The organism is Streptomyces sp. NPDC025721 (assembly GCF_055558595.1).
The window spans coordinates 210,680-235,127 of record NZ_JBVHMF010000012.1 but is presented as its reverse complement, the minus strand read 5'-3'; the positions used below and the strand labels follow the sequence as shown (position 1 = coordinate 235,127).

Genomic DNA, 24,448 nt, shown 5'->3' with positions numbered 1-24,448 from the left:
GGGGGGGGGGGGGGGGGGGGGGGGGGGGGGGGGGGGGGGGGGGGGGGTGGGGGGGTGGGGGGGGTGGGGGGGGGGGGGGGGAGGGGGCGCTCCCCCCCCCCCCCCCCCCCGGCCGAGGACGTCAGCGGCCGACGCGGCGGCCGGCGTCAGAGGTGGTGACGCCGGCACCCACGTCAGATGTTGACGCCGAAGTCGGTGGCGATGCCCGCCAGGCCCGAGGCGTACCCCTGGCCGATGGCGCGGAACTTCCACTCCGCGCCGTTGCGGTACAGCTCTCCGAAGACCATAGCCGTCTCGGTGGAGGCGTCCTCGGTCAGGTCGTACCTGGCCAGCTCCCGCCCGTCGGCCTGGTTCACGATCCGGATGAACGCGTTGCGCACCTGGCCGAAGCTCTGGCCGCGCTTCTCGGCGTCGTAGATCGACACAGGGAAGACGACCTTGTCGACCTGCGGGGGCACGGTGGCGAGGCTGACCTTGATCTGCTCGTCGTCGCCGTCGCCGCCACCGGTCAGATTGTCGCCGCTGTGCACCACGGAGCCGTCAGGGCTGCCGAGGTTATTGAAGAACACGAAGTGCTGGTCGCTGAGGACCTTCCCGCCCACGTCGCACAGCAGCGCGGACGCGTCCAGGTCGTAGTCCGCGCCCGTGGTGGTCCGTACGTCCCACCCCAGGCCGACGGTGACCGCGGTGAGTCCGGGAGCTTCCTTGCTCAAAGAGACATTGCCGCCCTTGGACAGAGTCACGCCCACGAAATTACCTCCGGTTGCTTGGGGGTTGTCGGTAGTCGGTTGTCGATCGCCGGTATGTCGTCGTCCGCGCGCGTCTGCCAGGTCAACGGCGTGCGCGCCACGACAGTTCCACGGTTGCGTAACAGCTTAAGCGTTACGGGTGTGTGCGCGGGTCAGTCGTCCGAGTCGGGCTTGGAACGGGCGGCGGCGTACGCCTGGGTCGGCGTCATCGGGACCCGGTTGATCTGCACGGTCCGGTAGCGGCTGACCTTGGCGCAGGTGTCGGAGTCGTCGGCGGTCTGGGCGTGGGAGTTGCCCAGCGCCACCTTGGTGTCGGCGGGCGGCGCGGAGGACTTCCCGCCGGGGAAGGTGGTGCCGCTCGGCCAGTCCGCCCCGATCACGAGGGTGAGCCCGGCGACGGCGCCCTCCTTGAGGTGGGACGTCGCGATGCCGAGCGTACGGGCGACGGTCCCCGCCTCGGACCGCTGGCCGGGGCCGTAGGTCAGGGTCGTGGTGGCGGCGGGCGCCGGGGCGTTGCCGCCCGCGGTGGCCGGGTTGAAGCCCTTGCCGGTCAGGGTGTCGACGATCTCGGACGCGCGGCCCCCGATGCCGGTGCCGTTGCGCACCCGTACGGTGATCGCCGAGGCGGGGACGGACGTCGCGGTCGGGCTCGCCGACGCGGTCGCCGAGGCCGCGGCGGACGTGCCGCCCGAGGCGGTGGTCAGCGACTGGTCGTTGGCGATGGTGGCGAACAGCGTCTTCGCGCCGGGTCCGACCACCACCCGGTTGGGGTCGGTCGGGTCGGGCCCGGTCTGCATGGTGGTGAAGGTGATCCGCTTGGACGGGACCTTGTCGAGGTCGGAGGCCAGGCCGACCAGCTTGCTGATGCTGCCGAGGCCGGTGTCGACGGTCAGCGCCTTGGTCGCCGCGTTGGCGAGCTTGTAGACGGCCGCCGGGTTGGTGAGGGTGCCCGCGCTCTTGAACTTGCGGATCAGCGAGCTGAGGTAGATGTGCTGCGCGTACGTACGGCCGAGGTCGCTGCCGTCGCCGAAGCCGTGCCGCGAGCGGAGGAATTCCAGCGCCCCGACGCCCTTGAGGGTGTGGGTGCCCCGGGAGAGCTTCAGATGCGAGTAGGTGTCGTACACGTCGGCGTCCACACAGACCGACACCCCGCCCACGGCGTCGGACATGCTGACGACGCCGGAGAAGTCGACCTGGATGAAGTGGTCGATCGGAATTCCGGTCAACTTGTGGACGGTGGCCACCTGGCACGCCTGGCCGTACGTCAGGGCGCTGTTGATCATGCCGTGGTAGCCGGGGGTGGACGCGCCGGTCTTGGGATTCTCGCAGGCGGGCACGTCGGTGAGGGTGTCGCGCGGGATGCTCATCACGGTGGCGTTGGAGCGGTCGGCGGAGATGTGCACGACCATCTCGACATCGGCGTTGCCCCCGGTCTGGACGCCGGTCTTGGCGCAGCCGCCGCCCAGTTTGCAGTCGGCCTCGGTGGTCCGGCCGTCGCTGCCCATCACCAGGATGTTGATCGGCGTGCGCCCGAAGGCGTCGGCCTTCTCCTGGCCCGCGCTGTCCTTGCCCGCGCCGTCGGTCAGGGACACGCTGGTGATGTTGCCGTTGAGGTGCTGGTAGAGCCAGTAGCCGCCGCCCGCGGTGACCAGCAGGAGCACGGCCAGGGATATGCCGCCGATCTTCAGGAACCGCCGGCCCCGGCCGGCCTGCCTGGCGCGCCTGCCCCCGCGGCCCGACGGCCGGGACCGCCCGCTCTCGGCGCGAGCGGCCGCCCGCGCCGCGGCCCGGCCGCTCCAGGGCTCGGTCATCTCCCGTGCTCCCTCTCCCGGGCGGCCCCCGTGGGGTGGTGCGGCCGGATTCGGCGGGTGAAGCGGCGCTTCACCCAAGGCTTCATGGTTGCGCAACGCGGCAAGGGTAAATCATGGCTCTGTGGGGTATCCGTGAGCGTCGCACCCGCGGCCGGCTTCCCCACCGGACACAGTTCCTGGTTTACGCAACCTTTAAAGTGTCTGCTATGCCAGAAACGCTACGACGAACCGGAAGGACACCTGTGGCCTGGGAGTGGGCGCATCTCGACGGAGGCCCGGCGGACGGCATGCGGGTACGGGTGACAGGCCCGCCCCGCGTGCTCCAAGTCACATCCGGATGCCAGGCGGAGGACGAGGCCGACGACGACGGGCGGGGGCTGCGCGTCGAGGCGCTGTACGTCTACCGCCTCAAGCACGGTCAGCCACTGCGCTACGGCTGGGACCACGCCAGCCCCTGATGCCGTACGGGCCCGCGCCCCGGATCACGCGGGCCCGCGGCACGCCGCGGGAGGGAGGTCAGTCAGTCCCGCGGCGCGCGTTCGGGTTCGCGCACAGGGCGCGCGCCGACGGTCTCGCCGGGCGCGGACTTGACCGTACGGACCGCGGGGTCCGCGCTCGTCCCGGCCGTCGCCGTGCCAGGACCGGGGTCGTCCTTCAACGCCTTGGTCTCGCTCTTGAGGATGCGGAGCGACTTGCCCAGCGCCCGCGCGGAGTCCGGCAGCCGCTTGGAGCCGAACAGCACGATGACCACAAGCGCCACCACCAGCAGGTGCCAGGGCTCCAGTCCGTTCCTGAGCATCAACGTCTCCGCTTCCACATGCGTCGGTCCGCCGTCGCCGGACGGCGATGTGCCGCCCGGACCCCAACAGTTGCTACATTGCGCAATTATGAGAGTAGCGGTACCGAGGCGCAATGCCCGCACGGGCCCCCGTCCGGACCGTCCCCGCCCGTGCGCGCACCCTTCTCGGAGGTGACCGAAGGTGATCTTCGACATCGGCCCGCTCAAGCTGCTGACGCTGCTCGTCCTGGCCACGCTGGTCTTCGGCGACAAACTGCCCGACATGATCACGCGGGCGAGAGACCTCATCCGCGCGGTGCGCTCCTTCGCCGACGACGCCAAGGAGGATGTGCGGCGCGAACTCGGCCCGGAGTTCAAGGACTTCGAATTCGAGGACCTGAACCCGCGGACGTTCATCGCCAAGAATCTGCTCGGCGACGACGACGCGCTCGGCCTGCGCGAGATCCGCGAGAGCCTGCGACTGGACGGCGAGGCCGAGGAGTTGCGCGAGGCGGCGCGGACGCTCAGCGACGGCGTGGACCTCACGAAGCCGTCCGCCGCGCCGGTCGCCGCGCGGGCGGCCGACGGGTCCGAGCCGGTCGCGTACCAGCCCGTCGCGTACGACACCGAGGCCACGTAGGACGGGCGCCGGGACCGGGCGCCTTGGCGGGTCAGGCCGTTGTCACCGCTCGCCGTCGTTCGGGCTGCTGAAGCCGGGGCTGCTGTAGCCGAGCCGGGGCCGCTGTCGCACCAGGCTCACGCCGTCGCCCGAGCTGAAGCCCGGGCTGCTGTAGCCCAGGCGCGGCCGTTGGCGTACCAGGTCGACGCCGACCGGCGGCGGGCCGACCGCGCGGGGAGCGGCGGCCCCCGCCTCGCGCGCCAACCGGTCGAGCAGATACGGCAGTACGCCCCGCACCAGCAGCGCCTGCCGCCACGCCTCGTGGGCCTCGGTCACGTCCCGGCTCTCGCGCGTGACCGCGCCGTCGCGCCGGGCGGTCAGCGCCAGTCCGGCCAGGCCGATCAGCAGGCTGACGCCGAAGACCGCCGCGCACAGGAAGCCGATGTCGATCAGCGGGGCGCTGATTCCCGCGCCGCTCGCGACGGCCCTGATCCCGTACCCCAGCACCAGGAAGATCGCCGCCGCGATACCGCTCAGCATCGGGACCAGGACGGCCAGGGTGGCGAGGACGCCGGGGCCGCCGACCGCGCGCACGACCGGGCGGACGCGGCCGCGGGAGTGTGCGCGCAGGCCGGTGTACCGCTCGTACTCGGGCGCCGCGGTGGCACCGATGGCGTCGGCGTCGGCCAGGGCGGCCGTCCGCAACTGCTCGGTGTTGGGCGCGCCCGGCAGGGCGCGGAGCGCGAGCCGGACGCGCTCGCCGCGCAGCGCCTGATCGAGAACCTGGGCGAAGTCAGCCCGGTAGATGTCGTCCGGCCGCTTGCCGCTGTCCATCATCCCCGCCCCGGCGTGTGTCGACGCGCGGCACGTCACCTTGTCTGCCCGCGCGTACGCATCAGGATAATCTTCCCAGTTGCATAATTGCATAATTACGCAATTGACTGAGAGTATCATGCCAGCGGCGCGGACCGCGGGCGCCGCATGCGTACTCTGGTGCTCGGAAAAGCCGCTGCGGTCAGGGAGGTTCACGTGACGAGGTCTGCCGCGGAGTTCGGCGACCCCAGCCCGGAGTTGTTCCAGAACGCCGCCGCTTCCTTCGGCTTGCTGGCGTCGACCATGCGACTCCAGATCGTCTGGATCCTGTCCGAGGGCGACTGCGACGTCACGGGGCTGGCCGAGCGGGTCGGCGCGACCCTGCCCGCGGTCAGTCAGCACCTGGCCAAGCTCAAGCTCGCCGGGCTCGTGCACTCACGGCGCGAGGGCCGACGGCAGGTCTATCTGGTGGACGACCCCGATGTCGTCACGGTGGTGCGGGTGATGGTCAGTCAGCTCGACCGTCGCTCCGCCCCCTCGCGTGACGTCCGCGGGCTGGGGGCCTGACAGGCCACGCCCCGGCCCCCTGCCGCGCGGAGGTCACGTACGGCTGGGCGCCGGATCGGCATCCGCGTCCACGTCGATCTCGACCGGCTCCACCGGCTCCACCGGCTCGACCGGCTCCACCGACTTGACCAACTCGACTGCGGGAGCGGCGGGCGCCGGTTCCGGGCGGCGGATGGCCCCGGTGAGTTTGCGGGCGATCGGCTCGGTCCAGCGGGCGGTGAGCGGGCCGAGGACGACCAGGATCAGCACATACGCGGTGGCCAGCGGCCCGATCCGGGGCTCGACACCGACCGCGAGTCCCGCGATGACGATGGAGAACTCGCCGCGCGCGACCAGCGTGCCGCCCGCCCGCCACCGTCCGGCGGGCCGGATTCCGGCCCTGCGTGCCGCGTACCAGCCGGTGGCGATCTTGGTGAGGGTCGTGACGACGGCCAGGATCAGCGCGGGGACCAGGACCGGCGGGATGTCGGACGGGACGGTGCTCAGGCCGAAGAAGACGAAGAAGACCGCCGCGAACAGGTCCCGCAGCGGGGTCAGGAGATTGCGGGCGCCTTCGGCGACCTCACCGGAGAGCGCGATGCCGACCAGGAACGCGCCGACGGCGGCGGAGACCTGGAGCTGCTGCGCGACACCGGCCACCAGCAGGGTCAGGCCGAGCACGACCAGCAGCAGCATCTCGGGATTGTCGGAGGAGACGGCGCGGCTGATCAGCCGCCCGTGGCGCAGCGCCACGTACAGGACGATCCCGACCGTGCCGAGCGAGATCAGCAGTGTGAGGGTGCCGCCCGCGAGACTCACGCCCGCCAGCAGGGCGCTCAGGATCGGCAGATAGACCGCCATCGAGAGGTCTTCGAGGACAAGCACACCCAGAATGAGCGGGGTCTCGCGGTTGCCGAGGCGGCCGAGGTCGCCGAGGACCTTGGCGATCACACCCGAGGAGGAGATCCACGTCACTCCGGCGAGCGCGACGGCGGCGACCGGACCCCAGCCGAGGAGGATCGCGGCGGCGGCGCCCGGCAATGCGTTGAGGACGAAGTCGACCGCGCCGGACGGATATTGGGTCTTGAGGTTGGTGACGAGTTCCGAGGCGCTGTATTCCAGACCCAGGAGGAGAAGCAGCAACACGACACCGATCTCGGCGCCGGTCGCGACGAATTCCTCGCTGGCCTGGAGCGGGATCAGTCCGCCTTTGCCGAAGGCGAGTCCCGCGAGCAGGTAGAGCGGGATCGGCGAGAAGCCGACGCGTCCCGCGAGGCGGCCGAGGATGCCCAGGGCGAGGATGATCGCTCCGAGTTCGATGAGCATGTCGGTCGTGTTGTGCACAGGTTTCTATCCTCCTGTGATCAGTTCGGCGACGGCGCCGACGCCTTCGCGGGTGCCGACGACCACGAGGGTGTCGCCGACGGCGAAGCGGAAGTCGGGGGTGGGCGAGGGCACGGCGGAGGTGCGGCGGAGCACGGCGACGATCGAGGCGCCGGTACGGGTGCGTACCTGCGTGTCGCCGAGCGTGCGGCCCGCGTACAGCGAGCGTTTGCTCACGGTGATGTGTTCGGTGACCAGGTCGATCTCAAGGTGTTGTTGCAGGTGGCCGACGGGGTCGGGGGTCAGCAGGTCGGCCAGCGCGGTCGCCTCGTGGGGCGCGAGCGCGGTCGCGTCCTTGCAGGCGTCGTCGTCCTCGGGGTCATGGAACGCCAGGAACCGCCTGCCGTCCTGGTGCACGACCACCGACAGGTGGCGGCCGGACTCGGTCGTCATGTCATAGCGGGCCCCGACTCCCGGCAGCGGGGTCTTTCGGGCGCGGGCGGTTGGTTCCATGAACGTGCTCCATCGGGACGCGGGTGCGTGAGTGCCGGTCGCGGACGCCAGCATGCGCGTCACCCGGCAGAGTTCTGTGCCGGGTGACGACGCGCGTTATGCGGTGGCGTGCCGCAGCGCTCCTGCCACAGCGCCCGGCGTGGGAGCCGGACGCTGTCAGCAGTAAGGCGCGGGAAGGGGGTCCGTATCAGGTACGGCGTCCCGAGGCGCGTTCTCGACACGCGCGACCCGGGGAAAATACGGCGATGCCGTGGGGAGGACTTCCGACATGGTCGCGGATGCGCCTACGACGAGGACATCCCGTTCCATGACGTATCCTCCTCGGCTCACCTCTGCGACATATGTAAAGCGCTGGTCAAGACTCTAGCGCATAATAAATGCCGCAAATCACACATGAGTGGATATAACATCCCAGGCGGATCTCTCATGGCCGGGAATTCACCTGGGCGTCACAGGGCGGGTCGGACCGCCGCGACGCGCCCCGACCTGCCGGTACGCCGGGTCCGGCCGGCCCCGCGAACAATTCGGGTGCGCCCTTCGCCGCCCGGGGGCTACGGTCCCCGGGGCCCATGACTGAGCGGTTCCGAGGAGACGAAGGGGTGGTCGGCCGTTCCGGCGCGCGCTGACGACGGAGGCGTTCCCGCGAAGGCCGCCGAGCCGCCCGCGGCTCCGGAGACGCCCGGGTCGCAGGGGCCGCAAGGGCCGCAGGGATCGCAGCGTTTGCAGGGGCCGCCGGGACCGCCGGGGCTGTGGCGGGACCGGGATTTCCGCCGGTTGTGGGTGGGGCAGACGGTCTCGCAGCTCGGGGAGCACGGGAGCGCGGTGGTCCTGCCGCTGATCGCGGTGCTGCTGCTGGGCGCCGACGGCGGTGAGGTCGGGGTGCTGCGGGCGGTGGGGCAGGCGCCGATACCGCTGCTGTCGCTGTTCGTCGGGGCGTGGGTGGACGGATGGCGGACCCGTACGGTCATGGTGGCGGCGGACTGCGGGCGGGCGCTGGCGCTGGGGGCGGTGGCCGTGGCGTGCCTGCTCGGCGGGCTCGGTCTGCCGGTGCTGCTGGTGGCCGCGTTCGGCGTCGGGGCGCTGTCGGTCTTCTTCGACGTGGCGTATCAGGCGTCTGTCGTACGGCTGTTGGACCGCGACCAACTGGTCAGCGCCAACAGCGCGCTCGAAGGCAGCAGGTCGGCGGCGCAGATCGGCGGCCCGGCGCTCGGCGGTGTGCTGGTGTCGCTGCTGTCGGCGCCGGTCGCGCTCGCGTCCAGCGCGCTGTTCTTCGCGCTGTCGTTCGTGTCGATCCGGCGGATTCGGCGCGGCGAGGCGGTGCCTCGGCGCTCGGGACGTACGCCCGCCGTCCGGCGGCGGATTCGCGAGGGGGTCGGATTCGTCGTCGGTGAACCGTCGTTGCGGGCGGTGTGCCTCGCCTCCGCCGCCTTCCAGTGCGCCTTCGCGGCGACGATGACCGTCTATCTGCTGTTCCTGCCCAGGGAGTTGGGCCTGTCGGGCGCTGTCGTCGGGCTGGTGCTCGCGGCGACGGGGCCCGGCGCGCTGGTGGGTTCGCTGCTGGCGGCCCGGCTGCCGGGCCGGTTCGGCCACGGTCCGGTGCTCGCGTGCGCGGCCGTGCTCGGCGACAGCGTGATGATCGGCGTACCCGCGCTGCACGGCGGCGGCGCGCTGACCGTTCCGGCGCTCGTGGCGGTCAACCTGACGTTCGGCGCGTGCGGTCAGCTGGTCAGTGTGACGCTGATGGCGGTGCGGCAGACCGTCACTCCGGACGGGATGCAGGGCCGCGCGGCGGCGACGATCGGCTTCGTCGGCATGGGGACGGCCCCGCTCGGCTCGCTGCTCGGCGGTCTCCTCGCGGCGCAGTGCGGTCTGCGCACCGGCTTCCTGGTGGCGGCGGCGGGCATGCTGCTCTCGCCGCTGGTGATCTCCCTGTCCCCGCTCGCCCGGCTGGGCCGTACGCTCCCCGTCCGCGGAGCGGCGGACGCGTCGGCCCGGACGTGAGCGCGACGGAGGTGGCGCGGGCACCGGGCCCGCGCCACCTCGGTCACACGTGCGTTGCGCGCTCTGTCAGTTGAGGGTGAACTTCTGCGCGGCGCTGCCGTTGCAGTCGTAGATCTGGAGCCGGGTGCCGTTGGCGCCTGCGCTGTTGGGGTCGTCGAGGCAGCGGCCCGACTGCGGGTTGAGCAGCGAGCCGTCGGCCTGCTGCTGCCAGACCTGGCCGCCGACGCCGTTGCAGTCCCACAGCTCGACCTGCGTGTTGTTCGCCGTGCCGTTGCCGTTGATGTCCAGGCAACGGCCGATCGTGCTCAGCGAGCCGTTGGCGTTGTGGTACCAGTGCTGGTCGGCGGCCCAGGACTGGCAGTCCCAGAGCTGCACGGCGGTGCCGTTGACGCCCGTGTCGTCGGCGGCGACGTCCACGCACTTCCCGCCGGGCGCGGGCACCGGGGCGCCGCCCTTGACGGCGAATTTCTGCGCGGCGCTGCCGTTGCAGTCGTAGATCTGGAGGCGGGTGCCGTTCCCGGTGGCGCCGCTCGGCGAGTCGAGGCAGCGCCCCGACTGCGGGTTGAACAGCGAGCCGTCGGAGCGCTGGATCCACTTCTGGCCGCCGACGCCGTTGCAGTCCCACAGCTCGACCTGCGTGTTGTTCGCCGTGCCGTTGCCGTTGATGTCCAGGCAACGGCCGATCGTGCTCAGCGAGTTGTCGGCGTTGTGCGTCCAGTGCTGGTCCTCGGCGTACGTCTGGCAGTCCCAGAGCTGCACGGCCGCGCCGTTGACCCCGGTGTCGTCGGCGGCGACGTCCACGCACTTGCCGCCGGGGCCGGTGATCGTGCCCTGCGGGCCGTTGGGCACATTGGTCTGGCCCGAGTAGCCGACGGAGACGATGTTCGCCTGGACGGCGTTCTCGGCGGCGTCGGTCGGATAACCGGCGACCATCACGCCCTCGAAGAAGGTGCCCATGTTGCGGTTGCTGTTGTCACCGCCGGTGCCCAGGATGATGCCGCCTTCCTGGTGCATCGGTTTGTAGCCGCCCCGGGTCGGCAGCGACCCGTTCCACCAGGTCGACAGGCCCCCCGATTGGGAGTCGCCGCCCTTGATGGCGTACGTCGTCTGCCCGTTGTTCTTCAGCACCGCCGTGACGTAGGCGCTCTTGTTGCCCGCGTTGGCCGTGTTGGAGCCGTTGTCGCCCTGGAACATGCCGTTCTCCATGTCGGCCTCGACCCAGGGGCCCGAGCCGTTGCACGGCGCGAAGTAGCAGGTGGTGGCGATGCTCACGGCGTCCATGTGGCCGTTGCCGGTGTCAGACGGCGTGCTCTCGGCGTTGCCGTAGTCGAAGCAGCAGTCGGAGCCGACGTGGGTGCCGCTGGCGACCATGTAGACGCCCTCGGGCTGGCCGTTGACGGGGACGCCGGAGGCCGCGCCGGTGTAGCGGTAGCCGACGCCCGGCGAGATCCAGATGCCGTACACCTTGTGGCCGCCCGCGCGCACCGCGATCTCGCTCGCGTCCGCCCCGCGGTCCACGCCGCCTGCCGTGCCCGCGGGGCCCGGCAGCAGGTCGTTGTGGCGCGAGGTCTGGTCGTAGACCTTGGAGATGCGGCAGGTGGTGTTGGCACAGAAGATGTCCTGCTGCTCGGCGTTGGCGTAACCGCCCGTGGCCAGCAGCCCGATGTCGGCCCTGCCGCCGTCCGAGGCGCGCGTGACCTGGTACAGCGGGCCGTTGTACGCGGAGAACAGGGCGCGGGTGGTGCTGTGCGCGGCGACGCAGGGCGTGCCCGCCGCGCCGTAGAGGTCACAGGGCAGCGAACCGGCGGCCTGCGCGGTGCCCGGCAGGCTGATGAAGGCGCTGAAGACCAGGCCGAGGGTGGCCACGACCGAGGTCAGCAGGGCTTTCCAGCGGGCGGTGTATCTCCTTTTGCGCATGCGGTGCTCCTTGGGGTGGGGGGTGGAGCGGAGACGAGCGGTGCCTGCGGGGACGGGCGGCCCGAGCCGGGCGTGGGGGCCCGGATCGAACGCCTGGGGGACGTGACGGGTGTGGGAGGGACGTGAAGAACACGCGGGGTCGACCGGCTCGGAAAGTACGCCCCCTGTTCGACCCCGTCAATATTTGTTGCTTTCTTTGGCTTCGGCCGGGCACGACCTGTCCGAATCTGTGGCCCGGCGAGGAGTGCATTACCTCTGTGACACAAGTCAACTGACGTGGTGTAACACGCCGCTGCGAGAGTTCCCGCGCCATGAGCGAAAGGGGACATGACAGATGACACCGTTCAATCGCCGTGACTTCCTGCGCGCCGTCGGGGCCACCGGCGGCGCGGGAGCGATGCTGGCCACGATGGGTGCGCTGGGTCTGGCGCCCGGCGCGGAGGCGGCCACGCGCGGGGCGCCGTACCGCGCGCCGCGGCCGGGCGACTTCCACCTCACCGGCCGCGCCGCCGCCAAGGTCGTCGTGCTCGGCGGCGGCATCGCCGGACTGACGACCGCCTACGAACTGGTCAAGGCGGGCTACGACTGTACGGTCCTGGAGGCCCGCGACCGGCCCGGCGGCCGCAACTTCACCGTACGCGGCGGCGACACCACCACCGACCTGTACGGCAACCGGCAGACCGCCCGCTTCTCCGACGGCCAGTACATGAACGCCGGTCCCGCGCGGATCGCCCAGTGGATGGTCACGCTCGACTACTGCCGTGAACTCGGCGTGCCCATCGAGGTGTTCACCAACGTCAACGCCGACACCTACCTCTACAACGAGTCGGCCGGAATGACCGAGCCCATGCGTTACCGCAGCGCCAAGGCCGATGTGCTGGGCTACGTCAGCGAGTTGCTGGCCAAGGCCACCGACCAGGGCGCGCTGGACAAGGACCTGACCGCCGCCGACCAGGAGAAGCTGGTCGAATTCCTCAAGGACTACGGCGCGCTCGGCAACACCCTCGACTACAGCGGCGGTTCGCGGCGCGGCTACTCGGCCTGGCCGGGCGCCGCGGGCACACCGGGCGTGGTGGCGGGCGACGTGCCGACCGCCTCCGAGATCTTCACGACCGGCGTCGGCCGCTACTTCGCCTTCGAGTTCGAGTTCGACCAGGCGATGCTGATGTTCCAGCCGGTCGGCGGCATGGACCGGATACCCCACGCGCTGGCCGCCGCGGTCGGCACGCGCAGGGTGCGGACGGGCTGCGCGGTCACGAAGGTCACCGACACCGCGCACGGCGTCACCGTCACGTACACCCAGGGGGGCAGGACGCGCACGGTCGACGCGGACTTCTGCGTCGCCGCCATGCCACCGAACATCCTCGCCAAGGTGCCGCACAATCTGGGCGCGGGCGTGCAGTCGGCACTTGAGGCCATCACCCCGTCCTCGGCGGGCAAGATCGGCCTGGAGTACGCCTCGCGCTGGTGGGAGACCGACCACCGGATCTACGGCGGGATCACCGAGACCGACCTCGACGTCACCCACATCTGGCACCCGTCCTACGGCTTCCACGGCAGGCGCGGTCTGCTGATCGGCTACTACAACACCGGTTCCAAGGCCGACTCCTACGCGGCGCTGAGCCCCAAGGCCCGCGAGGCGCGGGCGGTCGCCGCGGGCGTGAAGATCTACGGCGAGAAGTACCGTACGGAGCTGGCCACGTCCTTCTCGCACCACTGGCGGCAGTTCCCGTACCAGGAGGCCGCCTGGCACAGCACGCCCGGCGGACCGGACGCCGCCCGCTACCAGCCGCTCAACGAGCCGACCGGGCACGTGTACTTCGCCGGTGACTGGCTCAGCTACATGGACGCCTGGCAGCACGGCGCCTTCACCTCCGCGCGCAAGGCGGTGACGGCGCTGCACCGGCGGGTCCTGGCCTGACGCACCGGGTCGGCCGCGAGCCGGCGGGGGCGGTACGGGAGGGGTACGGGGCCTGGGCTCAGGCCGCGGGGCCGGTCTCAGGCCGCGGGGGCGGTCTCAGCCCGCGGGACCGGTCTCAGGCCGCGGGGCGGTGGGTGTCGCCGCTCAGCCCGGTCAGCGGCAACCCCGTACCGCCCCAACGGCACGTGACGATCCCGGCGGCGACGGGCACCGCCGTCTCCTCCGGGGTGCGGGCCCCGAGGTCGACGGCCTCACCCGCGTCGAGCGGCCCGCGGATGACGGCCGCGGCGTACGGCGTGCCGCCGGCTCCGGTGATTCCGACGACCCGTGCCACCCGTGGTGTGATGTGGTGATCCATGACAGACCCTTCCACGAGTCGCGAGGAGGGCCCGCGAAGTGCCGGGAGAACCCGCGGGCGTGGGCGGGCGGCCGTGAGCGGAGAGGCGGTGGGTGACGCGATGGCGGTCAACGGGGAGGGCGGGGACGCCCCGCGTGCGTCCGGACCGCCGCTGACGGCCGGTGAGCGGGAGATCCTGCGGGTGCTGCGCCGGTCGGAGGACCTGGACAGCGTGGCGGCCCGCATCCTGGTCTCGGTCGGCAGCGCGATCATCGAGGGCCGGCTGAAGCCGGGCGACGACCTCAACTCCGTGGATCTCGCCCGGCAGTTCAGCAGCAGCCGGACCCCGGTGCGCGAGGCGTTGCTGACCTTGGAGCGCGAGGGCCTGGTCGAGATCGCGGCCCGCAAGCGCCCCCGCGTGCGCCGCCTGGGCCTCACCGAGGTCCGGGAGATCTACGAGCTGCGGTCCGAGCTGTACGGCCTGGTGAGCCGCCGGATCATCGCCCACCGCACGGCCGGTGAGATAGAGGTCTTCGACGGCGTTCAGGCCCGTCTCGAGGAGGCCGCGGCGGCCGGGGACCTGGAGCGGTACTTCTGGCTGATCGTGGACTTCCGCAACACCGAGGCGCGGCTGGCCGGGAACGAGACCGTGCGCGCCGTCCTCGACTCGGTCGGCATCAGGACCCTGCATCTGCGTCACCTCAGCCTCTCCCTGCCCGGCCGCCTCGACACGTCGGTGGAGGACCACCGCAGGCTGGTCCGCGCGTACGCCGACGGCGAGGCGGAACTGGCCGTCGCGCTCACACGGTCCATCGTTCTGCGCGGTCTGGCGGCGGTGGAGCGCTCGGGGTGGACGGGCTCCCCGGACTGACCCGCCGGTCGACATCAGCGGGCCTGCGCGTCGTGGGCGCTCCTGGACCGCGCGGCCCCGCCGGGGCGTCCGCCGCGGTGCGGGCCCGGTCGAGGGCGACCGCTTCGGGGCGGCGGCGGCCACCGCGATCTCATCGGCGATCCTGTCGAGGGCAGGGCTGTCACCTGGCACCGCCCAGGATGTCCGGCCAGCGGCGTATCACGTGGTCGACCAGCTCCCTGCTGGCCTCCGCGACCCGCGGGAAGTCCTTGAGCCGGGTCCAGGGGCGGCAGGCGTCGATCACGGCGCGGGTGTTGAACGGCGGCAGGCCGGGTGCGCGCAGCGGGTCGACCCTGCTCCCCCACGTCTGCCGCATCGTCTCGATGTCGTCGGCGGGGTCGGTGCGGGTGCAGACCGCCCACATCACGTCGTTGAGGCTGCGCGGGTCGACGTCGGCGTCCACGACGACCACGAATTTGTTCATGTACGCGGCCTGCGGGAGCTGCGAGGTGAGGTAGCCCGCCTGTCGGGCGTGACCCGCGTAGTTCTGGTGGATCGACACGGCGAGCAACTGCCGTCCGCCGCCGACCTCGTGGGCCCAGACGCCCTCGACGCCGGGCAGTCCCGACCGCACCAGCGCGTCCTGGATCATCGCGGACTTCATCACGCTGCGCATGTAGGAGTAGTCGTGCGGCGGCTTGCCGGGAGGGGCGCCGAGCAGGATCGGGTCGTGGCGGTGGTAGATCCGCTCGACGTCCATGGTGAGCACGGCCTCGGTGCCGCCGCTGTAGTAGCCGGTCCACTCGCCGAACGGCCCTTCCTGCTCCCGGCGTTCGGGATACAGCCAGCCCTCGACGGCTATTTCGGCGGTCGCGGGGATCGGCAGCCCGGTGACCTCGCCGCGGATCACCTCGACGGGGCGGCCCAACACAGCCCCGGCGTACTCCAGTTCCGACAGTCCTGTGGGCACCTCGGTGCCCGCGACGACCAGCAGCAGCGGGTCGTGGCCGAGCGAGGCGGTGACCGGCGCCCGGCCCTCGCGGGCGAACCACTCGCGGACATGCGCGGCGCCGTGTTTGCCCGCCTCCATGTTGATGCTCGCCGCCCGCCCGCCGTTCTGCACCTGCATGCGGTACGCGCCCGCGTTGAGGACGCCGGTGGCCGGGTCGGTGGTGAAGACGGCGCAGCCGGTGCCGATGTACCGGCCGCCGTCGCTCTCGTGCCATTTCGGCACGGGGAAGGCGAGCAGGTCGGCGTCGGCCGCGGTGATCACGTTCTCGGTGACGGGGCCCCGGTCGACGGCCTCGACGGGGTACTTCCCGGCGTTCTCCACCCACTCGTTGGGGCGGGTGCGCAGCGCCTCGACCAGACCGCGGTCGTCCAGGTCGGTGCCGAGCCGCAGGGTCATGCCGAGCCTGCGGGCGTTGGCCATGCTGGCGGTGAGCACTCGCTGGCCGGGCCGGTAGCCCTCGATGTCGTCGAAGAGCAGCGCGGGCGGCGAGGGGCGTTTGTAGTTGACCTCGGACGCGGCGCCGATCTCCTTGTCCCAGTGCGCGCCGGAGAGGGTGCGGACCTCACCGAGTTCCCCGGCCAGTTCGAGCCAGGTCCGCAGGTCATTGACGTCGTCGAGGGACCTCACGCCACTCGCCTCCCGTTCTCTCATGTGTGTCGCGACGCGATGAAGGTCGAAGAAGCCGCAAGAGTAGTCCGCGAGTTGTACGTCGCCGGTGTCGCTGCGCCCGCGGATGCCCGGGTCCCTCCTCGTCGAGGTGAGCGAGCACCGCCTTTCCCCTGAAGTGTCGACACTCGACCACGGGACCCGATTGAAGCAAAGGGGATACCCCCTGTCCAGGGGCCAGCGATCCGCACCCCCGCACCGTTGAGTGTCGACACTTCTGGTGAATCTGACCGAAGTCTTGTCATGGCCCCGCACGGCTCCTAACGTGTCGCCGCGAAGAAATTTGCTCGACTCTGTTCAGTTCCGTTGAGTCAAAGCGTCGAAATGCCAGCGATCCGCACACGATCAGTCCCACGGCGCGCATCCGCGGACCTCCGGTCCGCCTCGCCCACCCCGCGAGCAGAGGATTCTCCATGCCACGACTCGTCCGCAGGCTGCTCGCCTGCGCCACCGCCTGCACCCTGTGGGGCGGCGCCCTCGCGGGCGCGGCCGTCACGGCCGGTGCGGTGGTCACCGCCACCCCCGCCGCCGCACTCGACAACAGCCTCGCCCGTACGCCCCCGATGGGCTTCAACGACTGGAACGCCTTCGGCTGCGACGTCAGCCAGGCCCTGATCGAGCAGACCGCCGACTACCTGGTCAGCTCCGGTCTGAAGAGCGCCGGATACACCTACGTCAACATCGACGACTGCTGGATGACGCACACCCGCGACGCCGACGGCCGCCTGGTCCCCGACCCGGTGAAGTTCCCCGACGGCATCAAGGGCACCGCCGACTACGTGCACGGCAAGGGACTCAAGCTCGGCATCTACGAGGACGCGGGCACGGCGACCTGCGCCGGGTACCTGGGCAGCCTCGGCCACGAGACGACGGACGCGCGGACCTTCGCGGACTGGGGTGTGGACTACCTCAAGTACGACAACTGCAACAACACCAGCGACGGCACCCGCGAGGACTACGTCAGGCGGTACACCGCGATGCGCGACGCGCTGGCCGCCACCGGCCGCCCGATCGTGTACTCGCTGTGCGAGTGGGGCGTGCAGAACCCGTGGGAGTGGGCCGGTGACGTCGGCAACTCGTGGCGCACCACGGGCGACATCAGCGACAACTGGACGAGCATGCTGTCCATCGCCGAGGACAACATGCCGCTGGCGCCGTACGCGGGCCCCGGCCGCTGGAACGACCCCGACATGCTGGAGGTCGGCAACGGCGGCATGACCGACACCGAGTACCGCACGCACTTCTCGCTCTGGTCGATGATGAACTCGCCGCTGCTGATCGGCACCGACCTGCGCAAGGCGACCCCGCAGACCCTGTCGATCCTCGGCAACAAGGACGTCATCGCCCTCGACCAGGACCCGCTCGGCAGCCAGGCCACCGTGGTCTCCTCCGACGGCGGCCGGTACGTGCTCAGCAAGAAGCTGGCAGGCGGCGAGCGGGCGGTGGCCCTGTTCAACTCGGGCGACCAGGCGCAGCGGATCTCCACCACCGCGCGGGCCGCGGGACTGCCCAAGCGCGGCAACTACTCGGTGCGCGACCTGTGGTCGCACACCGACTACCAGAGCGCGGGCGGCCTGTCCGCGACCGTGCCCGCGCACGGCACCGTCCTGCTGCGGGTCGGCACCGATCCCCGCGCGGTCCTCGCGCCGCCGCTGTTCGACACCGGGGTCACCGGGCCCGACCACATCGAGCCGGGCCACAGCGCGACCGTGTCCACGTACGCCACCGACCTCGGCTCGCTGCCCGCCGCGACGGTGAAGGTGCGGCTGACCGGCCCCGACGGCTGGACGGTCCGCGCGACCGGCGCCACCGGCAGCCTGCTGCTGCCCGGCGGCCGGACCCTCACCACACCGTGGACGGTCACCGTGCCCGCCGACGCGCGGCCGGGCGCGTATCCGGTCACCGGCACGGTCAGCTACCGCGATCTGGTCAACGGCCGTACCGTCACGGTGCCGTTGGTCGGCAGCGTCGCCGTCAAGGTGCCGCCGCCCGCGGGGACCAGCTACCTCAGCGACCTGCCATGGACGACGTCGAGCAACGGGTGGGGGCCGGTCGAACGCGACCGCAGCAACGGTGAGACCGGGGCGGACGACGGCAGTCCGATCACACTCGGCGGCACCGTCTACGCCAAGGGCCTCGGGGTGCACGCGCCGAGCGACATCGCCTACTACCTCGGCGGCGTCTGCTCCACGGTGACGGCGACGGTCGGCGTGGACGACGAGAAGAACGGCAAGGGCACCGTCCGCTTCACGGTCGTCGCGGACGGCACGACGGTCGCCGACAGCGGCGTGGTCACCAACGCCATGGGCGGCAAGGCGCTCACGGCCGACGTGACCGGCGCGCAGAATGTGCGGCTCGTCGTGGACGACGGCGGCGACGGCAACGACAGCGACCACGCGGACTGGGCGGACGCGAAGCTCATCTGCTCCTGACCGCCCACGACCCGGCGCGGCGGCGCGTATCCCTCCCACGCGCCGCCGCCCCGGCCCATGTCAGCCCGTGCGGTGCCGGGCCCTGGCCAGCGCCACCGCGCCCGCCACCGGGGGAACGTCCAGCAGGCGCAGGGTCAGCGAGGGGTGCGCGGCGGCGAGCCGGGCGCGGAAGGCGTCGGCGAGCCGCGGCTGGCGCACGACGACGCTGCCCGCGGCCACCACCGTGTCCCCGACGGCGCCCCGGCCGACGAGCCGGGTGACCAGCAGCGCCAACTGCCGGCCCGCCTCCTCGACCACCGCGGCGGCGAGCGCGGAGCCCGCGTCGGCGGCACCGAAGACGGCGGGCGCGGCCGGGCCCCAATTGCCGGGCGTGGGTTCGTCGTTGACGGTACGGGCCAGCGTCTGCGGGTCCGGGTCGCCGAAGTGGTCCAGCAGCGCCGCGAGCAGTCCGTCGTCGGCCCGCCCGGCGTCGTACGCGGCCAGCGCCGATCTGACGGCGTCCCTGACGATCGCGGGCGCGCCGCCCTCGTCGCCCAGCACCCAGCCCCAGCCGCCCGCGAAGAGCACCTCGCCCGCGGCGTCGGCGCCGACGCCGATCGAGCCGGTGCCCGCGATGACGCCGATGCCGGTGTCGAGACCGGCCGCGGGCACCAGCAGCGCCGCGTCGTTGACGACGACGGCGGGTACGCCGAGGGCTTCGACGGCCGCCGCCAGGTGCGCGCAGTGCCGCTGGGTGTCGCAGCCCTGCGCGCCGATCCCGACGGCGGCGATCTCGTCGCCCTCGGGCACCGCGCCCGTCAGCCGTTCCAGCAGCCAGCGCGCGGCGGTGTCGACCGGCGCCGCCTCCCAGCCGTCGGCCGGCAGCGTGCGGTCGGCGCGCGGCGACGCCGCCGGGTCGGCCAACGGCGCGACGCGGACGGCGAGTTTGGTGCCGCCCACGTCGGCGCCGACAACGACCTTCATACGCCGGGCCGTTCGGCCGCGACCTTGATGTCGGAGTTGTGGAACACGAATTCCTCGATCTCGACTCCCCTGACCTCGGCGACCGCTTCGACGAGGATCTGCGTGACCAGGATTTCGATGATCGCACGCTGCGCGGCCGGGAGGCGCGGCACGGTGACGGGGTGCAGCAGCGGGCCGCCCTGGACGGGCTCGCTGGTGACGAGGACGACCCGGTGGCCGGAGTACGCCAGGGTCTCGGCGACGGCCAGTTCGCGGGTGTCGCCGAAGATGACGTGCACCCCGCCGCCCGCCGACTCCATCGAGCCGTGCAGATACTGCCGGGTGCTCATGCCGGTCGACGGAATCCTGGCGACCTCGCGGAAGAGCAGGGCGCTCGCCTCCGCCGAGCCGACCGCGGGCCCGGTGCCGACGAAGTCCGCGGAGGTCGCGGACGCGAACAGCGGTGCCAGCGCGCGCAGTTGGGGTGTCAGGACGCGCTCGGTGCGGGCGAAGACCTCGCCGAGTCGGGCCCAGCCGTCGTCGATCCGGCCGCCGTCCCAGGCGTCGGCGAGGAGGCCGAGCGCGGCGACGGTCGCGGTGTAGCCGATGGTGGACGCGTAGCTGTCGGGGATGCTGCCGAGGTCGAGCACACCGCTGGCGAGGTCCGCGATCGGCGACGGCACGACGTTGACCACCGCGAACCGTCGCGCCGGGTCGACGGAGTCCAGCACGGCGAGCGTCTCCGCGCTGCGTCCGCTCTGCGAGACGCCGACCACCGGGTGGGCGCTGGCGGGGAAGGGCAGCGGGTGGTCGCCCGCGCCGAGCCGCCAGGAGTGGACACCGCGGCTGCGCAGCGCCCAGACCGGCGCGCACGCGGCGGCCAGGCTGGCGCCGATGCCGACGAAGACCGGTCCCGGCCCCGCCAGCCGGCCCTCCGCCGCCGACGCCGTGACCGCGCCGGTCAGCCGGGTGACCGCCGTGGCGAGGGCCTCCGCCTGGGTCGCGCGGGCCGCCGAGTAGGCGATGTAGCCGTCGGTCATTTCTGCTCCGTTCCTTCGGATGTCCGGGTGGTCGGATCCCAGTGCGGCGGGATCGGTGGGACAGGCGGCGCGGTGCTGTCGATCCGTACCGGCGCGCCGAGGTCGGCGGACTCCTCGATCGCGAGCATGACGTCGAGTACGTGGTAGGCCAGTTCGCCGCCGGCGCGCGGTGGTCGGCCCGCCCGGATCGCGCGGGCCATCTCCAGGACGCCCACGCCCCGCCCGGCCGGGGCGCCGGTCGCGGGGACGGTCCGCCACGGCGCCTCGGGGGTGATGTCGGTCAACAGCCGTGTGGGGCCGTCGAATCCGCTGACCGGGACCTCCAGCACCCCGTCCGCGCCGGTCACTTCGAACAACTGGCGGCGTACCGGCGAGTCGAAGCTGTAGACGGACGTGCCGACCACCCCGGACGCGAAGGTGGTGAGGACGCTGAGGTGCGTGTCCACCTCGACGGGGAAGCGGGCGCCCGCGTCCGGTCCGGAGCCGACGGTGCGCTCCGCGCGCGGCCGGTGCCCCGCGGCGGTCACCGAGGCGACCGGGCCGAGGAGTTGGACGAGCGCGGTGAGGTAGTAGGGGCCGATGTCGAAGAGCGGGCCCGCGCCCTTGGCGAAGAGGAACCCCGGCCCGGGGTGCCAGGCGTCGGGTCCCGGGCCCTGCATCAGCGTCAGTACGGTCCGCGCCGGGCCGACCGCGCCGTCCGCGAGCAGCCGCGCGGCGGTCTGGACGCCGGGGCCCAGGATCGTGTCGGGCGCGTTGCCCACCGCGACCCCGGCGGCGCTCGCGGCGTCCAGGACGGCGCGGGCGCTGTCGCGGTCCAGCGTGAGCGGCTTCTCGCCCCACACGTGCTTGCCCGCCTCGATCGCGGCGAGCGCGACCTCGTCGTGCGCGGCCGGGACGGTCAGGTTGACCACGAGGTCGACGTCGTCGCGGCGCAGCACCTCGGCCGTCGTGCCGGACACCGGGACGCCGTACGCGTCGGCCTGCGCCCTGGCCCGCGCGGGGTCGAGGTCCGCGACGGCCGTGACGGCGAGGTCGGGGTAGGAGGTCAGCGAGCGCAGGTACTCGTCGGAGATGTTGCCCGCGCCGACCACCGCGACGCGGGTCGGCGTCCCGTGCGCGCTCACGCGGTCACCAGCTCACGGAAGTAGGCGGCGTTGCGCTCCACCAGCGGCCATACGTCGCTGTGGTGGGCGACGACCTCGACGACCGGCAGTTCGAGTACGGGGGCGGCCAGCGCCACGACCTCGGCCATCCGGTCGGTGGCGTCGACGCCGAGCACCGGCCGGTCGTTGCCCGGCTCGCGGTCCCGTACGACGTGCAGCAGCCTGACCCGGTCGCCGAGCCGGGGCAGCAGCTCGAAGACGTCGGCGCCGCCGACCCCGGCCCAGTAGACGTCCAGTTCCAGGACGACGGCCGGGTCGAGGAGTCCGGCCAGCACCTCGTAGGCGGGGACGCCGTCCACGCGCTGCGCGAACTCGAAGTCGTGGTTGTGGTAGCCGATCCGCACACCGCGCGCGGCGGCCTGCTCGGCCGCCGCGTTGAGCGTGTCGGCGAGCCGCTGGACCCCGGAGCGGTCGGCGACGCTGTCGGGTGCGACCCACGGGGTGATCACCGTGCCGATGCCCGACTCGACGGCGGCGTCCACGATTTCGGCGGTGTCGTGGCGCAGTACGGAGGAGTGCGCGGTGGCCGCGTGCAGGCCGCTGTCGCGCAGGGCGGCGGCGAGCCCGGCCGGGTCGGTGAGGATGTCGTACGGCTCGGCATGCGTGAAGCCCAGCGCCGCCAGGCGCGCGAGCGTGCCGTCGAGCCGGTCGGGCCCGAGGTCGTCACGCACGCTGTAGAGCTGGATGCCCAGCGGGTGCTCTGCCGTCATGCTCCGGCCTTTCCGTGATCGTCGTGCTGCTGCTGGTGCTTCTGCTGGTGGGTGTGGTCGTGGCGGCTGTGGTCGTGGTCTTCGCCCCGGCCGTCCCGGTCGTCGTGGCCCCGGTGACCGTCATGGCCCTCGTGGCCCTCGTGGCCGCTGTGGCCCGCGCCCTGGGTTCCGGCCGGGTGGCAGTGGTCGCCGCTCGACGGCGGGATGTCGAGGGTGGGATTGCGGCCGAAGAACCCGTACGGCTTGAGGACGAAGCCGGCCGAGTCGACCGGCATGACCGGCCAGTCCTCGGGGCGCGGGAAGTGGGTGAGCCCGAAGGTGTGCCACAGCACGATGTCGGTGCCGTCCACGTCCCGGTCGGCGGCGGTCCAGGCGGGCAGCCCCGCGCCGCCGGTGTGCATGTTCACCAGGTCGCCCGCCGGATAGTTCTCGTCCGGCGCGTACGGCGTCACCCACAGGTGCTTGGTGGCGTACGTGGCCCGCCGGTGGATGTCCGACTCCTCGTCGGCGAGCAGCACGGGCAGGCCCTCGGGGTGCAGCATCCAGCCGACCGGGTTGCCGAGCCGGTTGGTCACCGAGGGGTTGGTGATCAGCCAGGAGCGGTTGCGGGTGTTGTCGGCGAGCCGCTGCGCGCCCGCTTCGGTGCGCAGCCGGGTGACGGTCTGGGTGAAGCCGGTGCCGGTGGGGTTGGCGGGTCCGCGCGGGACGAGGGCGGCCTCGACCTCGTCCACGGCGTTGTCCGTACCGTCGACCGTCATGTCCAGCCGGGCGCTGAACAGGTGCTGGTGGTAGGGGGCGCCCAGGCCGGGGGCGAGTTCCGAGGCGAAGGGGTGGCCGGGGCCCTGGTAGGCCGAGGTGAAGACGACACCGGTCGCCTTGACCTCCAGCTCGATCGCGCCGTCGAGCGAGAAGTACCAGTAGAAGCCGTAGTCGTAGTTGCCGACGGTGACGAAGAAGGAGACGACCAGGCGGCGGTTGCGGCGTGAGTCGGACGAGCCGGTCCAGTTGTCGTAGTGCTTCCAGAGGATGCCGGTGTCCTCCTCGTGGACGCAGATGGCCTGCGGGACGACCCGGACCTCGCCCGCGCTGTCGGCGAGCACGGCGTCCAGGTAGGTGATGTCGCCAATGCAGTCGCAGCCCAGTTCGAGGGAGTTGGCGAAGCCGCCGAGCAGGTATTCGCCGCAGTCGAAGAAGTTCTGGAACCAGCGCTGCGGGCTCGGGTCGCCGTAGGGGACCATCATCTCCGCGATGGAGGCGCGGTAGAGCACGGGGCGCGGCACGCCCGCGTCCTCGATGGCGACGTTGTGCAGGACCAGGCCCTCGCGCTGGTCGAAGCCGATCTGGAGGGACCAGCCGAGCCAGTGCAGGACGCCGTCGTCGTCGACGGTGAAGCTGGGGCCCTCGGGCTGGGTGATCTCGATGGGCTTCAGTCCCGCGCGCGGCGGCTGCCCGACCCACGCGGGGTCGTGGAAATTGCCGTCCTCGCGCGGCACCGGCAGGTCCATGTGGTCCTGGACGTCGAGGACTTCGCGGGTGACGACGTCCACGATCGCGGTGACGCCGTCCACCGGGTGCGCCCACCCGAGGTCGTCGGGGGTCTTCTGCACGAAGGTGAAGCAGCGCTGGAGGCGGCGGCCGGTCTCGCCCTCGCCCGGCACCCCGGCCGACAGCGGATTGACCCGGAGCTGCGTGGGGTCGGTCAGGCCGCGCTTGCGCATGGCGGCGAGCCAGCGCTCGTCGCGGTGCACGATCTCCTCGACCAGCGGGAACTCGGCCAGGACGACGGGGACATGGCCGTCGGTGGCGACGTCCAGTTCCCTGGCGGTCACGACCCGGTCCTGCTCGGGGCAGACGACGGTGTCGTACGAGACCCCGGTGCGCATGTCGATGAGCATCACGCGGAAGCGGCGGGGGGCCACGTCGCCCGCGAGCAGTTCGCGCTTGTCCTGTTCGGCCAGGCCGAGGTACGCGACATGGGTGTCGGGGCCGAGGAGCCCTTCGCGCCGCAGCAGCGCGGTGGTCGCGGTGATCTCCGCCGGCCGCGGCGAGGCGAGGGCCCCCGCGAGAGCCCCGGCGGGGGACCCGGCGAGCGCGTCGGCGCGGGCTCCCGGGACGGCCCCGGCTAGGACGGACGGTTCAGGCGGGGTCGGGGTCACGAGGTCTCCGCATCTGCGAGTGGGTCCGGGCGGCGGGTCGGGGCGAGGGAGGCGGCGCGCGGGCGGCGGGCCGGGGCGGCTGCCGCGACCCCCGGGCGGCGGGCCGGAACCGTACGGGAGCGCGCCGTGGCGGCGGCCTTCGGGTGACG

Annotated in this window: 21 protein-coding genes; 7 read left to right on the top strand and 14 right to left on the bottom strand. The window is 72.2% G+C overall.

Going from position 1 to position 24,448, the window contains the following annotated elements; all coding sequences use genetic code 11:
- Positions 1 to 173 precede the first annotated feature (173 nt).
- Together ACZ4EF_RS19415 and ACZ4EF_RS19410 are read right to left on the bottom strand one after the other, a co-directional pair.
- Entirely contained in the window at positions 174 to 749 is a 576-nt protein-coding gene (locus tag ACZ4EF_RS19415) for a TerD family protein (RefSeq protein ID WP_188283548.1), read from the bottom strand.
- Positions 750 to 901: 152 nt separating this feature from the next.
- Positions 902 to 2,560, bottom strand: coding sequence for an LCP family protein (locus tag ACZ4EF_RS19410; protein ID WP_355333160.1), 1,659 nt, complete (start codon positions 2,558 to 2,560; stop codon positions 902 to 904).
- A 242-nt stretch (positions 2,561 to 2,802) separates the two neighbouring features.
- On the opposite strand from ACZ4EF_RS19410, the gene ACZ4EF_RS19405 reads away from it, so the two are divergent.
- Positions 2,803 to 3,018 (top strand): hypothetical protein, encoded by a 216-nt coding sequence (locus ACZ4EF_RS19405; RefSeq protein WP_467505596.1) that lies wholly within the window; start codon positions 2,803 to 2,805, stop codon positions 3,016 to 3,018.
- Between the two features lie 62 nt (positions 3,019 to 3,080).
- Here the strand turns inward: ACZ4EF_RS19405 and tatA are convergent, their stop codons facing one another.
- Positions 3,081 to 3,359, bottom strand: coding sequence for a Sec-independent protein translocase subunit TatA (gene tatA, locus ACZ4EF_RS19400; RefSeq protein WP_391048331.1), 279 nt, complete (start codon positions 3,357 to 3,359; stop codon positions 3,081 to 3,083).
- A 181-nt stretch (positions 3,360 to 3,540) separates the two neighbouring features.
- Between tatA and ACZ4EF_RS19395 the strand changes: the two genes are divergently transcribed.
- Positions 3,541 to 3,978, top strand: a complete 438-nt coding sequence (locus tag ACZ4EF_RS19395; protein WP_467505583.1) for a twin-arginine translocase TatA/TatE family subunit — start codon at positions 3,541 to 3,543, stop codon at positions 3,976 to 3,978.
- A gap of 42 nt (positions 3,979 to 4,020) precedes the next feature.
- Here ACZ4EF_RS19395 and ACZ4EF_RS19390 read toward each other — a convergent pair whose 3' ends face one another.
- Positions 4,021 to 4,791, bottom strand: coding sequence for a hypothetical protein (locus ACZ4EF_RS19390; RefSeq protein WP_467505581.1), 771 nt, complete (start codon positions 4,789 to 4,791; stop codon positions 4,021 to 4,023).
- Positions 4,792 to 4,938: 147 nt separating this feature from the next.
- Between ACZ4EF_RS19390 and ACZ4EF_RS19385 the strand changes: the two genes are divergently transcribed.
- Positions 4,939 to 5,337: an ArsR/SmtB family transcription factor gene (locus tag ACZ4EF_RS19385; protein WP_188283553.1), complete on the top strand. Its 399-nt coding sequence runs from the start codon at positions 4,939 to 4,941 to the stop codon at positions 5,335 to 5,337.
- Between the two features lie 33 nt (positions 5,338 to 5,370).
- Here ACZ4EF_RS19385 and ACZ4EF_RS19380 read toward each other — a convergent pair whose 3' ends face one another.
- Together ACZ4EF_RS19380 and ACZ4EF_RS19375 are read right to left on the bottom strand one after the other, a co-directional pair.
- Entirely contained in the window at positions 5,371 to 6,660 is a 1,290-nt protein-coding gene (locus ACZ4EF_RS19380; protein ID WP_467505579.1) for a cation:proton antiporter, read from the bottom strand.
- Positions 6,661 to 6,666: 6 nt separating this feature from the next.
- Positions 6,667 to 7,152, bottom strand: a complete 486-nt coding sequence (locus ACZ4EF_RS19375; protein ID WP_467505577.1) for a cation:proton antiporter regulatory subunit — start codon at positions 7,150 to 7,152, stop codon at positions 6,667 to 6,669.
- A gap of 720 nt (positions 7,153 to 7,872) precedes the next feature.
- Between ACZ4EF_RS19375 and ACZ4EF_RS19370 the strand changes: the two genes are divergently transcribed.
- Positions 7,873 to 9,153 (top strand): MFS transporter, encoded by a 1,281-nt coding sequence (locus ACZ4EF_RS19370; RefSeq protein WP_467505575.1) that lies wholly within the window; start codon positions 7,873 to 7,875, stop codon positions 9,151 to 9,153.
- Positions 9,154 to 9,219: 66 nt separating this feature from the next.
- On the opposite strand, the gene ACZ4EF_RS19365 is transcribed toward ACZ4EF_RS19370, so the two are convergent.
- Positions 9,220 to 11,070, bottom strand: a complete 1,851-nt coding sequence (locus ACZ4EF_RS19365; RefSeq protein WP_467505573.1) for an arabinofuranosidase catalytic domain-containing protein — start codon at positions 11,068 to 11,070, stop codon at positions 9,220 to 9,222.
- A gap of 397 nt (positions 11,071 to 11,467) precedes the next feature.
- Here ACZ4EF_RS19365 and ACZ4EF_RS19360 point away from each other — a divergent pair, with 397 nt between their 5' ends.
- On the top strand, positions 11,468 to 12,991 hold the full coding sequence (locus ACZ4EF_RS19360; RefSeq protein ID WP_467505595.1) for a flavin monoamine oxidase family protein: 1,524 nt from the start codon (positions 11,468 to 11,470) through the stop codon (positions 12,989 to 12,991).
- 115 nt (positions 12,992 to 13,106) lie between these two features.
- Here the strand turns inward: ACZ4EF_RS19360 and ACZ4EF_RS19355 are convergent, their stop codons facing one another.
- Positions 13,107 to 13,349, bottom strand: coding sequence for a hypothetical protein (locus tag ACZ4EF_RS19355; RefSeq protein ID WP_467505571.1), 243 nt, complete (start codon positions 13,347 to 13,349; stop codon positions 13,107 to 13,109).
- A gap of 88 nt (positions 13,350 to 13,437) precedes the next feature.
- Between ACZ4EF_RS19355 and ACZ4EF_RS19350 the strand changes: the two genes are divergently transcribed.
- Positions 13,438 to 14,199: a GntR family transcriptional regulator gene (locus ACZ4EF_RS19350; protein ID WP_467505569.1), complete on the top strand. Its 762-nt coding sequence runs from the start codon at positions 13,438 to 13,440 to the stop codon at positions 14,197 to 14,199.
- Between the two features lie 160 nt (positions 14,200 to 14,359).
- Here ACZ4EF_RS19350 and ACZ4EF_RS19345 read toward each other — a convergent pair whose 3' ends face one another.
- Complete coding sequence (locus tag ACZ4EF_RS19345) at positions 14,360 to 15,817, bottom strand: UbiD family decarboxylase (RefSeq protein ID WP_467505567.1); 1,458 nt, start codon at positions 15,815 to 15,817, stop codon at positions 14,360 to 14,362.
- A 452-nt stretch (positions 15,818 to 16,269) separates the two neighbouring features.
- Between ACZ4EF_RS19345 and ACZ4EF_RS19340 the strand changes: the two genes are divergently transcribed.
- Positions 16,270 to 18,288 carry an NPCBM/NEW2 domain-containing protein gene (locus ACZ4EF_RS19340; RefSeq protein ID WP_467505565.1) on the top strand — a complete coding sequence of 673 codons (2,019 nt, stop codon included), beginning with the start codon at positions 16,270 to 16,272 and terminating at the stop codon, positions 18,286 to 18,288.
- 60 nt (positions 18,289 to 18,348) lie between these two features.
- On the opposite strand, the gene ACZ4EF_RS19335 is transcribed toward ACZ4EF_RS19340, so the two are convergent.
- The 5 genes from ACZ4EF_RS19335 to ACZ4EF_RS19315 are packed head-to-tail and all read right to left on the bottom strand — an operon-like array spanning position 18,349 to position 24,299.
- On the bottom strand, positions 18,349 to 19,251 hold the full coding sequence (locus ACZ4EF_RS19335) for a BadF/BadG/BcrA/BcrD ATPase family protein (RefSeq protein ID WP_401856278.1): 903 nt from the start codon (positions 19,249 to 19,251) through the stop codon (positions 18,349 to 18,351).
- Complete coding sequence (locus tag ACZ4EF_RS19330; protein WP_467505562.1) at positions 19,248 to 20,270, bottom strand: SIS domain-containing protein; 1,023 nt, start codon at positions 20,268 to 20,270, stop codon at positions 19,248 to 19,250. Before ACZ4EF_RS19330 ends, ACZ4EF_RS19335 begins: the two co-directional genes overlap by 4 nt.
- Positions 20,267 to 21,394: a Gfo/Idh/MocA family protein gene (locus ACZ4EF_RS19325; protein ID WP_467505560.1), complete on the bottom strand. Its 1,128-nt coding sequence runs from the start codon at positions 21,392 to 21,394 to the stop codon at positions 20,267 to 20,269. Before ACZ4EF_RS19325 ends, ACZ4EF_RS19330 begins: the two co-directional genes overlap by 4 nt.
- A complete protein-coding gene (locus ACZ4EF_RS19320; RefSeq protein ID WP_401313653.1) occupies positions 21,391 to 22,143 on the bottom strand; it encodes a sugar phosphate isomerase/epimerase family protein in 753 nt (250 codons plus the stop codon). The genes ACZ4EF_RS19325 and ACZ4EF_RS19320 overlap by 4 nt, the downstream gene beginning before the upstream one ends.
- Complete coding sequence (locus ACZ4EF_RS19315) at positions 22,140 to 24,299, bottom strand: primary-amine oxidase (protein ID WP_467505558.1); 2,160 nt, start codon at positions 24,297 to 24,299, stop codon at positions 22,140 to 22,142. The genes ACZ4EF_RS19320 and ACZ4EF_RS19315 overlap by 4 nt, the downstream gene beginning before the upstream one ends.
- Positions 24,300 to 24,448: the final 149 nt, after the last annotated feature.

Coding starts and splice junctions, on each gene's coding strand:
- ACZ4EF_RS19410 (WP_355333160.1), bottom strand. CDS start 2,560: ATGACCGAGCCCTGGAGCGGCCGGGCCGCGGCGCGGGCGGCCGCTCGC.
- tatA (WP_391048331.1), bottom strand. CDS start 3,359: ATGCTCAGGAACGGACTGGAGCCCTGGCACCTGCTGGTGGTGGCGCTT.
- ACZ4EF_RS19390 (WP_467505581.1), bottom strand. CDS start 4,791: ATGGACAGCGGCAAGCGGCCGGACGACATCTACCGGGCTGACTTCGCC.
- ACZ4EF_RS19385 (WP_188283553.1), top strand. CDS start 4,939: ATGCGTACTCTGGTGCTCGGAAAAGCCGCTGCGGTCAGGGAGGTTCAC.
- ACZ4EF_RS19375 (WP_467505577.1), bottom strand. CDS start 7,152: ATGGAACCAACCGCCCGCGCCCGAAAGACCCCGCTGCCGGGAGTCGGG.
- ACZ4EF_RS19365 (WP_467505573.1), bottom strand. CDS start 11,070: ATGCGCAAAAGGAGATACACCGCCCGCTGGAAAGCCCTGCTGACCTCG.
- ACZ4EF_RS19360 (WP_467505595.1), top strand. CDS start 11,468: ATGCTGGCCACGATGGGTGCGCTGGGTCTGGCGCCCGGCGCGGAGGCG.
- ACZ4EF_RS19355 (WP_467505571.1), bottom strand. CDS start 13,349: ATGGATCACCACATCACACCACGGGTGGCACGGGTCGTCGGAATCACC.
- ACZ4EF_RS19340 (WP_467505565.1), top strand. CDS start 16,270: ATGCCACGACTCGTCCGCAGGCTGCTCGCCTGCGCCACCGCCTGCACC.
- ACZ4EF_RS19335 (WP_401856278.1), bottom strand. CDS start 19,251: ATGAAGGTCGTTGTCGGCGCCGACGTGGGCGGCACCAAACTCGCCGTC.
- ACZ4EF_RS19330 (WP_467505562.1), bottom strand. CDS start 20,270: ATGACCGACGGCTACATCGCCTACTCGGCGGCCCGCGCGACCCAGGCG.
- ACZ4EF_RS19320 (WP_401313653.1), bottom strand. CDS start 22,143: ATGACGGCAGAGCACCCGCTGGGCATCCAGCTCTACAGCGTGCGTGAC.